The organism is Microbacterium sp. STN6, from assembly GCF_026410545.1.
Taxonomy (GTDB): domain Bacteria; phylum Actinomycetota; class Actinomycetes; order Actinomycetales; family Microbacteriaceae; genus Root112D2.
The window spans coordinates 1,005,801-1,017,548 of the sequence record NZ_JAPMIT010000001.1; the positions used below are offsets into that span (position 1 = coordinate 1,005,801).

General features: G+C 68.9%; 11 protein-coding genes and 1 pseudogene. 2 read left to right on the forward strand and 10 right to left on the reverse strand.

Annotated features, from left to right (window positions below; all coding sequences use genetic code 11):
• Positions 1 to 7 precede the first annotated feature (7 nt).
• Positions 8 to 763, forward strand: coding sequence for a glycerophosphodiester phosphodiesterase family protein (locus OSC27_RS04595; RefSeq protein ID WP_267180430.1), 756 nt, complete (start codon positions 8 to 10; stop codon positions 761 to 763).
• Positions 764 to 852: 89 nt separating this feature from the next.
• Complete coding sequence (locus OSC27_RS04600) at positions 853 to 1,227, forward strand: RNA polymerase-binding protein RbpA (RefSeq protein ID WP_267180219.1); 375 nt, start codon at positions 853 to 855, stop codon at positions 1,225 to 1,227.
• 54 nt (positions 1,228 to 1,281) lie between these two features.
• Here the strand turns inward: OSC27_RS04600 and lnt are convergent, their stop codons facing one another.
• The 10 genes and pseudogenes from lnt to OSC27_RS04650 all read right to left on the reverse strand — a co-directional run.
• The gene (lnt, locus tag OSC27_RS04605; protein WP_267180220.1) at positions 1,282 to 2,862 is read right to left on the reverse strand and encodes an apolipoprotein N-acyltransferase; all 1,581 of its coding nucleotides are present in this window, start codon (positions 2,860 to 2,862) and stop codon (positions 1,282 to 1,284) included.
• Positions 2,863 to 2,873: 11 nt separating this feature from the next.
• The gene (locus tag OSC27_RS04610) at positions 2,874 to 5,324 is read right to left on the reverse strand and encodes a DEAD/DEAH box helicase (RefSeq protein ID WP_267180221.1); all 2,451 of its coding nucleotides are present in this window, start codon (positions 5,322 to 5,324) and stop codon (positions 2,874 to 2,876) included.
• A gap of 100 nt (positions 5,325 to 5,424) precedes the next feature.
• Positions 5,425 to 6,177 carry a twin-arginine translocase subunit TatC gene (gene tatC, locus OSC27_RS04615; protein WP_267180431.1) on the reverse strand — a complete coding sequence of 251 codons (753 nt, stop codon included), beginning with the start codon at positions 6,175 to 6,177 and terminating at the stop codon, positions 5,425 to 5,427.
• Between the two features lie 47 nt (positions 6,178 to 6,224).
• Positions 6,225 to 6,440, reverse strand: coding sequence for a twin-arginine translocase TatA/TatE family subunit (tatA, locus tag OSC27_RS04620; RefSeq protein WP_267180222.1), 216 nt, complete (start codon positions 6,438 to 6,440; stop codon positions 6,225 to 6,227).
• 3 nt (positions 6,441 to 6,443) lie between these two features.
• Positions 6,444 to 6,794 (reverse strand): hypothetical protein, encoded by a 351-nt coding sequence (locus tag OSC27_RS04625; protein ID WP_267180223.1) that lies wholly within the window; start codon positions 6,792 to 6,794, stop codon positions 6,444 to 6,446.
• Positions 6,795 to 6,803: 9 nt separating this feature from the next.
• Positions 6,804 to 7,826 (reverse strand): helix-turn-helix transcriptional regulator, encoded by a 1,023-nt coding sequence (locus OSC27_RS04630; protein WP_267180224.1) that lies wholly within the window; start codon positions 7,824 to 7,826, stop codon positions 6,804 to 6,806.
• A complete protein-coding gene (locus OSC27_RS04635) occupies positions 7,819 to 8,838 on the reverse strand; it encodes a helix-turn-helix transcriptional regulator (RefSeq protein ID WP_267180225.1) in 1,020 nt (339 codons plus the stop codon). Before OSC27_RS04635 ends, OSC27_RS04630 begins: the two co-directional genes overlap by 8 nt.
• 83 nt (positions 8,839 to 8,921) lie before the next feature.
• Positions 8,922 to 9,863, reverse strand: coding sequence for an FKBP-type peptidyl-prolyl cis-trans isomerase (locus OSC27_RS04640; RefSeq protein WP_267180226.1), 942 nt, complete (start codon positions 9,861 to 9,863; stop codon positions 8,922 to 8,924).
• Positions 9,864 to 9,959: 96 nt separating this feature from the next.
• Positions 9,960 to 10,988, reverse strand: coding sequence for a tRNA (adenine-N1)-methyltransferase (locus tag OSC27_RS04645; protein ID WP_267180432.1), 1,029 nt, complete (start codon positions 10,986 to 10,988; stop codon positions 9,960 to 9,962).
• Between the two features lie 117 nt (positions 10,989 to 11,105).
• Positions 11,106 to 11,738: pseudogene (locus OSC27_RS04650) on the reverse strand (HAD family hydrolase); the annotation flags it as partial.
• Positions 11,739 to 11,748 lie beyond the last annotated feature (10 nt).

Genomic DNA, 11,748 nt, shown 5'->3' on the forward strand with positions numbered 1-11,748 from the left:
GAACCCGCTGCGCCGCAGCCCGTACTTCTCACCGCGCCTCCCGCGCGTCTTCGCCCACCGCGGGCTCGCGCTCGAGGCGCCAGAGAACACCCTGCTGGCGTTCGTGCACGCCCTCGCGGCGGGAGCGACCCACATCGAGACCGACGTGCACGCCTCGAGCGATGGCGTCGCCGTGATCAGCCACGATCCTGACCTGCGTCGGCTGGTCGGCATGCCGGGCGCCGTCGAGCAGCTCACTCTGGCGCAGCTGCAGTCGATCGACCTCGGCGCGGGCCAGACATTCCCGACTCTCACTCAGGCTCTCGACGCCCTGCCCGAGGCGCGCTTCAACATCGACGTGAAGACGGATCGGGCCGTCGCCCCGACGGTCCGCGCGGTGCTCGCCGCCCACGCCGTCGACCGGGTTCTCATCACCTCGTTCTCCGAGCGGCGGCGGCGGCGCGCCGTGGCGGCTCTGCCCGGCGTGGCCACCTCGGCGTCGACCGGGCGCTTCGTTCCCGCCCTGGCAGGGGCGAAGACCGGCCTCTCCCCCGCTGTGCGACGCGCGTTGCGCGGCATCGACGCGGTGCAGGTGCCCGAGCGACGTGGCCGACTGCGGGTGGTCACCCCGCGCATCCTCAGGGCTATGCATTCCGCCGGGCTCGAGGTGCACGTGTGGACCGTGAACGACCCTGACGACATGCGTCGCCTGCTGCTGCTCGGTGTCGACGGCCTCGTGACCGATCGCTGCGATCTCGCCGTTCAGGTCATCGCGAAGCTGTGAGTAGTCTGAGCGTTAGGCGAGCGCGGTGATGGAATCCCCAGCTTGATTGGTTATACATGGAGGTTGCATCGCGAGAAGGAGACCACACAATGGCAGATCGCAGTTTGCGCGGAATGAGACTCGGAGCCCAGAGCCTACAAAGCGAAGAGGGCGTGGTCTATTCGCCGCGAATCAATTACACCTATCTGTGCCCGAATTGCGGCAAGCAGACGACCACCGTCTTCTCTGCAGAGGCGGACGCCCCCGAGACGTGGGAGTGCAAGCACTGCAGCCATGAGGCGACTCTGCTCGTCGGCGACGAGCCCGTGGTGATCGACCACTCCAACGACAAGGTCGCTCGCACCCACTGGGACATGCTGCTGGAGCGCCGAACCCGCGAGGAGCTCGAGGAGCTGCTCGAGGAGCGCCTCACCTACCTGCGTGCCCGCCGAGGCCAGAACCAGCACCGCAAGATCGGCGCCTGAGCCGGTAATACGTATTGCCGAACATCGCCCTGCATGCCTGGGCGATGTTCTGCTTTAACGACGTCGACGGGCGAGTGCGCCGATCAGGAGCCCGGCGAGGCCGAGCCCGCACGCGAGGTACTCGATGCCGCGGCTGAGCAGCGATGCCGGGGTCGTCGCCGTTCCGATCGGAACCGAGGTGACCATGGCAGCCGGCTTGTATGCGGGGATCGAATCGAGCGTGCGCCCATCCGGGCCGATCACCGAACTGGTGCCGACCGTAGAGATGTTCACGAGCGAGCGCCCCGACTCGATCGCGCGCAGCCGGGCGATGGCCAGCTGCTGCACGTTCTCGTCGGTGTGGCCGAAGTCGGCGTTGTTCGTCTGCGCCAGGATCACCTGGGCGCGATCCTTCATCATGTCGGTGAGCAGCTGGTCGTCGGCGATGTCGAAGCAGATGGAGATGCCCGCGCGCACCGGACCCACCCACACCACGTTGGGCCTCGTGCCCGGCGTGTAGCCGCGCTGCACCAGATCGATCAGGTCGGGTGCGAACGGCCGCCAGAACGCGCGGTCGGGAATGTATTCGCCGAACGGCACCGGGTGCCGCTTGTCGTACGAGGCGACGACGCCCTTGCCCGCCTCCCACACGATCGACGTGTTGTAGTACTTGCCGCCGCGCTCGGTGACGGTGCCGGTCACGATGGGCGCACTCATCGCGGCGCTGAGATAGTTGAGAACGGATGCCGCCTGCTCGTCCCGTGTCGGGTCGAGGTCGCTGCCGCCCTCCGGCCACACCACCATGTCGACTCTCTGCCCGACAAGCGGAAGCGTCGCCCCCGCCTGGCTGGCAAGAACGTCGCCGGGCTGGCGCTTGTCGAAGTAGCCGGCTTTGCCGTTGCCCTGCACGGCAGCGATGCGAACGGTGCCCGAGGTCGTCACGGGCCAGGCGGGGACCACGAGCAGGCAGCAGGCCGCGGCGACGGCGAGGGCGAGGGCGGCGAGGGCCGACATCCGCTGCTCGGTGAAGCAGGCGAGCACGAACGCGACGAACAGCACCATCACGAACGTGAGACCCGCGAGACCCAGCCACGCGGCGAGCGACGCGAACGGACTCTGCGACTGCGACAGTGCTGCCCGGCCCCACGCGAAACCGCCGTACGGCCACACGTTGGCGATGCCCTCGCGCGCGGTCCACAGGCCGGCGACGACGAGCGGCACCATGCCAAGGCGGCCGGCACGCGACGGCCACGCGCGCGGCACCCAGCGGTAGGCGAGCGTGATGAGGACGGCGCCGACGGCGAAGAACAGCGCCTCGACCGTGGCGAGGGCGAACCACGGGATGTCGCCGAGATAGAGCGACGCCCACTGGATGTGCACGAGGTAGAACGAGAGGCCGCCAACCAGGCCGACGAGGAATGAGCTACCCGCCCGCCGCCCGATGAGGGAAAGCAGAAACATGCCGATGCCCACGAACGCGAGCGGCCACCAGCCGAGGCTCGGGAAGCCGCCGTCGTACACCGGGCCGGCCGCCGCCGCCACGATGAGCGCGAGCCACAGCGGCAGGGGTGCGCGCCGGGCAGTCAGCTCGAGTCGGCCCGTGAGCGCCGGGGTGCCCGCGACAGATGCCGCCTCTCGCTCACTCGTCAATGCCATGCCGTTCCCCCTCATGCCACCGACGTGTACGCGACGATTCCGCGCCGGACCGCGTCGAGCGCGGCCCGTGCGGTACGGCCAACCGGGCCCTCGGCGACAATGGAGAGCTGATCGAGCAGGTCGATGGTCTGCTTCGACCAGCGCACGAAGTCGCCCGCGGGCATATCCGCCTCGTGGAGCACGCGGGCGAGCCCGGCGCCCTTCGCCCACGAGTGCATGGCGAGGCTGAGCCCCGTGGCCACGGGCTCGCTTCCGGGCAGCCGGTGCTCCCGCTCGATGTCGTCGAGGCGCGACCACAGCTCCTGCGTCTTGTCGAGCGCCGGCCGGAACGCACCCTTCGGCAGGTAGCGGTCCGAGAGTTCGCCCTCCTCACGCCGCGGCTCGTAGACCAGAGCGAGCGCCATGGCGGACAGGCTCGGCGCGTCGAGCGCGTTCCACACGTTGCGACGCAGGCACTCGGCGATGAGCAGGTCGCGCTCGCCGTAGATGCGGCGCAGCGTGCGGCCGTGCACGGTCAGCCGGGTCTCCCCCTCGGCGTCGACGAGGTACCCGCACTCCAGCAGCACGTCAGTGACCCGATCGAAGATCTTGGCGACCTGCCCCGTGCGACTGCGGATCTGCCTGCCGAGGGCATCCGTGTCTCTCTTCAGCCGCCACCAGCGCTCGGCCCAGCGCGCGTGCTTCTCGCGATCCTTGCAACCATGGCACGGATGCGCGCGCATGCGCGATCGCAGTGCGGCCAGCTCGCGTTGACGCCGCTCCCGCTCGCGGTGACTCCCCGCATCCCGTGCGCCGGCGCGCTCGAGGTCGCTGAGGCGCCTGCGCAGCTCGGCGTACTCGCCGAAGTCGCCGAGATGGCACTGCATGGCCTTCTCGTAGCCCGCGAGCGACTCCTGCTGCTGGCGCACCGCACGGGCGAGATCGACGACAGCGCGGTCGGCCTGGAACTGTGCGAACGACGACTCGAGAACCTCCCTCGTGCGCTCGCGACCGAACTGCTCGATGAGGTTGGCCGCCATGTTGTATGTCGGCCGAAAGCTCGAGTTGAGCGGGTACGTGCGGCGGGATGCGAGCGAGGCGACGGCCTGCGGGTCGAGGCCATCCTGCCAATGGATTACGGCGTGCCCCTCCACGTCGATGCCGCGCCGGCCGGCCCGCCCCGTCAGCTGCGTGTACTCCCCCGGCGTGATGGGCACGCGCGCCTCGCCGTTGAACTTCTCGAGCTTCTCGAGCACGACGGTGCGCGCGGGCATGTTGATGCCGAGCGCGAGCGTCTCGGTGGCGAAGACGACCTTGACGAGCTTGCGGCGGAACAGCTCCTCGACGACCTCCTTGAAGGCGGGAAGCAGGCCGGCGTGGTGGGCCGCCACGCCGCGCTCCAGCCCGTCGAGCCATTCCCAGTAGCCGAGCACCGCCAGATCCTCGTCGAGCAGGCTGCGACAGCGGTCTTCGGCGATGGCGCGGATCTCGTCCCGCTCGTGCTGCTCGGTCAGACGAACGCCCGCCGCGAGGGTCTGCCGCACGGCGTCGTCGCAGCCGGCACGACTGAAGATGAAGAAGATGGCGGGAAGCAGCGTGTGCTCGCCGAGCAGGGAGACCACGTCGGCCCGGTCCACACGCATGCTCTGGCGCCTGCCACCCCGGGAGTGGTACCGGCCGACATCGCGCATCTGCCGGTCGTTCAGGGCACGACCGCCGTAGCGGGCCAGCTGCACGAGTTCGGGATTGACTCGGTTGGCCGGGGCTTTCGACGAGGAGCGCTTCACCGAGCCGGTCGGCGTGTCGAAGAGGTCGATGAGCCTGCCGCGCATGAGCACGTGCTGCTCGAGCGGCACCGGGCGCTCCTCCGACACGATCACGTCGGTGTCGCCGCGCACGGCCTGAAGCCAGTCGCCGAACTCCTCGGCGTTGGAGACGGTTGCGCTGAGCGAGACCATGCGCACGTCGTCCGGAAGGTGGATGATGACCTCCTCCCACACGGCGCCGCGGAACCGGTCGGCGAGGTAGTGCACCTCATCGAGCACGACCCACGCGAGGTTGGTCAGCAGGTCGGAGGAGGCGTAGAGCATATTGCGCAGCACCTCGGTCGTCATCACGACGATGCGCGCCTGGGCGTTGATATTGGTGTCGCCCGTGAGCAGCCCCACCTCGCTCGGCCCGTATACGGCTACGAGTTCCTGGAACTTCTGGTTGCTCAGCGCCTTCATCGGCGTCGTGTAGAACACCTTCTCGCGCGGCGTCTGCATGGCGAGGTAGACGGCGAACTCGGCCACGACGGTCTTGCCTGCGCCGGTTGGCGCGGCGACGAGAACGCTGCGCCGCTGCTCCAGGCTCGCGCACGCCTCGCCCTGGAACGGGTCGAGGTCGAACGACAGAGAGCGGCGGAACGCCTCGAGCTTCGGCGCGGCGGCGCGCGAACGGGATGCCGCGTATCGCTCTGCCGGGCTGAGCTGGTCGGTCACCGCTCCAGCTTAGGGCCGCACTCTGTGGGCTTCGCTCAGGTTCACTCGCGCTTCACTCGAGGCCGCGCTTCACTCGGGGCGGCGCTCTGCCTCGGCTCGCTCAGGTTGCCAGCTCGCCCTCGAGACGCGTGGCGCTGCGGGCTGCCCGCCGGTCGTGCAGCCAGGCGATCCCGGCCGCGGCGAAGTAGAGCAGCACCATCGGCACGGCCAGGAGCAGCATGGAGACCACGTCGGCGGCCGGGGTGGCGATCGCGGTGAACAGAACGATCAGCAGCATGGCGACACGCCACGACTTGAGGATCGACGCCGCGCTCAGCACGCCCACGAAGTTGAGCAGCACGAGGAACACCGGAAGCACGAAGGCGATGCCGATCGCGATCACGAGTTTGAGCACGAAGTCGTAGTACGCCTGCGCGTCGATCAGCGCAGCATCCTGCCTGCCGGCGAAGCCCGTGAGCAGCCCGACAATGTGCGGCAGAACGAACCAGCCGGCGGCGCAGCCGGCGAAGAACAGCGGCACGGCGCTGAAGAAGAAGCCGAAGATGTAGCGCTTCTCCTTGCCGGTGAGGCCGGGGATGAGGAACGCGAAGATCTGGTACAGCCAGACGGGGCTCGAGATGATGGCGCCGACGGTGAGGGCGATCTCGAACTTCAGGTCGAAGGATCCGGTGATGGTGGCGAAGTTGAGGGCCGCGTTGCGGTGCTGGCTCGAGACGATGTCGGCCACGGGGGCGCGCATGGCGTCGAGCACGAAATCGGCGAGGAACCAACCGGCGATTCCGCCGGCGATGAAGCCCACAGCAGCGCGGAAGAGCCGTTTGCGCAGCTCAACCAGGTGCTGCCCGAGCGTCATCCGCTTCTCGCGGCCCCTCGCAGGGCGGGCGGGTGAAGCCACGGGGGTTACTGCTTCGTGGTTGACTCGGGCTTGTCGCCGGCTGCGTCGTCGTCGCCCTTAGCCGGGTTGTCGTCCTTCATCGTCTTCATCTCACCGCGGAAGATGCGCATGGATTGACCGACGCTTCGCGCGAGCGCTGGGAGCTTCGGTGCTCCGAACAGCAACAGCACGATGGCGAGGATGATAAGCAAGTGAGGCCAGCCGAATGCGTTGCCGAACATGACTTAGTTCCTTCTGACGAGGTGTGAGAACTGCTGTGGGTCAGTCTTCACCAGCAGTCTAGCCTGCTGGATCCTCGCGTCTCTCAGAATCTGTCGTGCTCGTCTGCGCTCGCCCGCGCGAGTTCGGCGCTCGTCGGCGAGGGCGCGCGCGTCTGCGAAGATCGCTGGATGCCGGGGCTCGCGACGCATCGGCTCGCTGGCGGCCCCCAGAGCCTCCGCTTTGCCCAGCAGATCCCCCAGCTCGTCTGCTGCGTGCATGAGTTTGGAGAAGAGGCGCACGGCCTGCCACGCGAGCAGCGCGAGGAGCGCGAAGACGAGCACTCCCCAGATCACGATCCAGGACCACCAGGGCATGGCTCGAGCCTACGCGTTCCCGGTGTCGTGCTCGTTCTTGTGCTCGTGCTCGTGCTTGTTCTCGTACCGGGCTGCACCGGCTGCCGCCCACTCGGCGACCGCGCGCCTCGCCTCGGCTGGGCCCGTCACCGTGAGCACTCCCGACAGGCGGGCCGCCAGCCGCTTCAGCCCGTGATAGTGCGTGACGCGCATGCTCGTGTGAATGACGCCGTTCTCCTCGACTCCCGGCGCTGCCTCGCGCAGATAGTCGGCGAGCAGCACCCGCGCTGAGGCGGCGACGTCGATATCGACGAGCAGATCCTCCGGCGATCCCTCGAACAGGTTCTCCGGCAGGCTCGCGTGGGCGCCGTGGTCGCTGGCCGGCTCGCCCGTGACCTCGAGCGACGCCATGCGGTCGAAGCGGAACGTGCGCACCGCCTGGCGCAGGTGACACCAGCCGCGCAGGTACCAGTCCTGGTCGACCGACTCCACCCGCAGTGGGTCGACCCGCCGGCGCTCGTGCTCGCCCCGGGCGTTGAGATAGTCGAACTCGACCTGCGTGCCGGTTTCGATAGCCGAGCGGATGGGCGCAAGCGCGGCATCCGCATCCGCGCCGGCCACCGCGACCTCGCTCGGGGTCGCCGACGAGCCCCGTGCCAACTTGGTCATGAGCATGCCGATGGCCTCGCGGTCCTGGTTCTCGGGCAGTGCGGAGAGGTACTGCAGGCCGGCGATGAGCGCCGAGGCCTCCCGGGCCGAGAAGCGCGGCGAGTCGTCAATGGCGACGAGGTGGGTGAGAACGATCTGGTCGTTCTGCTCGAAGTCGTCCCAGGCGATGTCGAAGAGGTCGCCCGGCTGGTACTGGCGGGTCTCCCCCGGCACGCCGGACACCGCGATCAGGCGAACCGCGTCGCGGATCTGCTGAGGGCTCACGCCGAAGTGCTCTGCGACATCGCCCACAGCGACCCGATCGTGATCCATCAAATACGGCACGAGAGAGAGCAGAAGCAGCAGTTTGTCCTGCGCGTGCAGCGGGGTGCGCGCCTCAGCCATCTTCTCTCGCCTCCTGCCGGTCCTCGTGGGCGGCCACGACAGCGAGCAGCCTCTGCCGCACCGCGTCACGCAGCGCATCCGGTGATCGCACGAGCACCTCGGGACCATAGCCCGCGAGCTCATCGGCGAGAATGTTGAGGTCGGTGTAGTGCAGCAGAACGCTGGAGCCGTCGTCGATCGCCTCACCGCGGCGGGCCAGGCGCACCGAAGCGTCGCTGCCCGGTGCCAGCTCGACGACGGCGACGTTGGCGTTCCAGATGGCGTCGAGCTCGTCGAGCGCCCGAGCGGCGAAGTCGGTGCCCTGCGGCTCGAACGTGCGCGGCGTGATGCGCACCGCATCCACGATGCGCGAGAGCAGGAACGTGCGCGGGGCGTCGGCACCCTGATCGATGCCGTGCAGGTGCCAGCGCCCCTGATGCTGCACGAGCGCGAGCGGCGCGACCCTGCGCTGCCGGGACGCGCGCTCGCCCGGCTTCAAATAGGAGAACGTGACGATCGCCTTGCGCTCGAGGGCGATGTTCAGCGGCTCGAAGGCGCTCTCGCGGGCGCTCAATTTCGGGGCGTAGCCGATGATGGCCTCGTTCGACTCGACGCCGAGGCTGCGCAGCTTCATGAGGGCGCGCCTGGTCTCGCCCGAGAGCGAGCCCTCGCGCCAGACCGTCGCGGCGAGGGTGAGCAGCGTGATCTCCTTCGCCGAGAACACGATGTCCTGAGGCAGGTCGTAGCTGCCCTTCGGAATGAGGTAGCGCAGACTCTGGTTGTTGCCGGGCTCCAGGGGCGACTCGACGGTCTCGAGCGGAACCCCCAGGTCGCGGATATCGTCTTTGTCGCGCTCGAACTGCCGCTCGAGACTGCTGTTGTCGCCGCCGAGCTGAAAGCGCTGGCGGTAGCCCTGAACGGTCGAGAGGATCTCGTTCTTGGTCAGCCCACCCTCGGTCGCGAGCAGCGCGAGAACCAGGCTGAAGAGGCGCTCTTCGACCGGGATCCGCTCAGGCTTCGACGGGGTGGCCACCTGGATATCCTACGGGCGCCGCTGCCGGGACAGTGGCAGGCGCCGCCGTCGCGCCGCGGGGTCGTGCGAGCCCGCCGCCGGCCTTACTGGATGCCGAGCACGTCGACTACGAGAACCAGGGTGGAATCGGGCGGAACGCCGTCTGAGCCCTGCTTGCCGTACGCCTTGCTCGGCGGGATCACGGCGATGAATTGCGAGCCGACCTTCTGCCCGATCATGGCCTCGACCAGGCCGGGCATCGAGCCTCCGGAAGAGGCGGAGGAGGCGTCGTCAACGAGCATGCCCGTCGGCCCGCTCTCATCCCACGTCGACTTGTACTTGTCGCCCGTCTTCCACACCAGGCCCGTGTACTGCACGACGACGTTGTCACCGCGCTTGACGGTGCGGCCGTCACCCTGCAGAAGCTCGGCGACCTTCAGCGTCTTCGGCGGGTCCGTCTTGGGAATCGTGATGCCGGGCTGGCCGTTCGGGGCGCGCACGACCTGGGGCATGCCGGCCACGTGCGGCTGCACGCTGCCATCGGCCTGCGCCAGGTACGCCTTGCGCACATCCACAACGATGATGAGTGAGGTGGCGCCGTCGCCCAGGCCGTCCTTCGGCGACGTGGCGATGACGACGCGGGAACCCGCGGTGCTGCAGATGAGCCCCTTCGCCAGGCCGCCCACGAGACCGTCTGCCGACGTGTCGAGGTTCACGGTGACGCTGCCGCCGCCGTATTGCGACGTGGGAATGAGCGCGCCCGTGCTGCCCTCGTAGACGCGCATGTCGAGCTGCACCGCCTGGTGGTTCTGCACGGTGCGCCCCGAGCCCTCGTGCACGATGGTGCGCTCGGTGGTCTTCGTCTTCATGGGCGTCGCGAAGTTCGCGGTGCCAGGCTTGCTGAGAGCGCCGGCAGTCTGGATCTGATTGGATGCGGGCCCAGGCGCCGCCGCATCAGTGCAATCGGCGGCGGGGGCGCTGCTGCACCCGGTGAGGCCGGCGAGCAGCAGCCCTGCTGCGACGATCATGGCGGGAGCTCTGCGCACGGTTCCTCTTTCGTGATGTTCGTGATGAGGCCAGCGAGACGTCCGGCCGCCGCGCGGGCGGCCACGTCTCACGGCCACCCATGCTAGTTGATCAAGTCAGGTGGCCGGTGTGGCGTCGTCGTCGCCGCGGCTTCTGGCCAGTTCTGCTCCGGCTCGCGCGGCCCGCACCCGCTTGCGCAGGCTCTTCGAGCTCGCCTGCCGCTCCCCCAGCGCTCCGGGGGTCCACGCCTCGACGTCCTCGTCGCTGTAGTCGCTCTTCGACGGGCGGCGCTTCAGCTCGGGCAGCACCGTGCCGGGTGCGAGAAGCCTGGCGGTGATGAGGAATCCGGTGTGCCCGATCATGCGGTGGTCGGGACGCACCGCGAGGCCCTCCACGTGCCAGCCGCGCACCATGGTCTCGGTTGAGGCGGGATTCGTGAAGCGGCCGGTGCCGCGGATCGCCTCGGCGACGCGCGAGAGCTGGGTGACGGTCGCGACGTAGCAGAGCAGCACACCGCCCGGCCTCATCGCGTCGATGCAGGCGTCCAGACATTCCCAGGGCGCCAGCATGTCGAGAACGATCCGATCGATCGAGCCCGGCTCGAGCGTCGAGGGCAGGGCCTCGACCAAGTCGCCCACCGTGATCGACCAGTTCGCCGGATCGTCACCGAGGAAGGTCGCCGCGTTGTCGCGGGCCACCTCGGCGAACTCGTCGCGTCGCTCGAAGGAGAACAGCCGGCCGGCGGGCCCGATCGCACGCAGCAGCCACAGCGAGAGGGCACCTGAGCCGACACCAGCCTCCACCACACGGGCGCCGGGAAAGATGTCGGCGAGGGCGAGAATCTGCGCAGCATCCTTCGGGTAGACAATGGCGGCGCCCCGCGGCATCGACATGACGAAGTCGTGCAGAAGCGGTCGCAGTGCGAGGTGCTCGACGCCCACATTGTTCGTCACGACCGAGCCGTCTGGCAGGCCGATGACGGCATCGTGGCTGAGCACGCCGCGGTGCGTGTGGAACACCTTGCCCGGCTCGAGCGTGATGGTGTTGAGCTTGCCCTTCGGCCCCGTCAGCTGCACGCGGTCGCCGGCCCGGAACGGCCCGCTCGAGGCGGGGGCCGGGGCGGACGAGGAAGCGGGCTTCGCCAGTCCCCGGCGCTCGGCGAAGAGGGCGACGATGTCGTCGGCGCCTCGGTGCTCGAGCGTCGGCCACACCGTGTGATCGGGGCTCTCGGGTATCGGCACGATGTGCGGAACCGCGATGGCGACGGTTCCGGCCGCGACCGCAGAGGCGAGACCCGCAAGCGAATCCTCGATGGCGACCGCGTCCGCCGGCGCGACGCCCAGCTGCGCCGCCGCCTCGAGGTACGGCGCGGGGTCGGGCTTCGGCGCGCTCACCATGTCACCCGTGATGAGCCGCTCGAACCCGTCGAACGGCAGTTGGGCCACGATCTGCTCGGCCATGCGGCGAACCGACATGGTCACGAGAGCGGTACGGATGCCGCGCTCGCGCAGCTCGCGCAGTAACTCCACCGCTCCCGGCCGCCAGGGTGCGCCGTCCCGGGCGATCTGCTCCTGCACCCGGTCGGTGAGGTGCGCCACGATGTCGTCGGCCGGCATTTCGACGCCGCGCTTCTGCAGCGCCACGGCGGAATCCCAGAGACCGGCGCCCACGACCGTGAGTGCGTCGTCGTGGGTCCAGGTGCCGCCGTACTGCTCGACGAGCTCTGTCTCGGCGCTCATCCAATACGGCTCGGTGTCGACGAGCGTGCCGTCCATGTCCCAGAGCACCGCGGCGGGCAGGGCGCGGCTCGTCGTGGGAAGGGGGGCGCTCGGCTCGTCGGTCACGGGGTACAAGTCTATTCTTGAACGATGGCGCAAAGGGCGCAGCCGACTCACTGCGAGCGAT

Coding starts and splice junctions, on each gene's coding strand:
- tatA (WP_267180222.1), bottom strand. CDS start 6,440: ATGTTCGGCAACGCATTCGGCTGGCCTCACTTGCTTATCATCCTCGCC.
- OSC27_RS04600 (WP_267180219.1), top strand. CDS start 853: ATGGCAGATCGCAGTTTGCGCGGAATGAGACTCGGAGCCCAGAGCCTA.
- lnt (WP_267180220.1), bottom strand. CDS start 2,862: ATGGCATTGACGAGTGAGCGAGAGGCGGCATCTGTCGCGGGCACCCCG.
- OSC27_RS04630 (WP_267180224.1), bottom strand. CDS start 7,826: ATGGCTGAGGCGCGCACCCCGCTGCACGCGCAGGACAAACTGCTGCTT.
- OSC27_RS04625 (WP_267180223.1), bottom strand. CDS start 6,794: ATGCCCTGGTGGTCCTGGATCGTGATCTGGGGAGTGCTCGTCTTCGCG.
- tatC (WP_267180431.1), bottom strand. CDS start 6,177: ATGACGCTCGGGCAGCACCTGGTTGAGCTGCGCAAACGGCTCTTCCGC.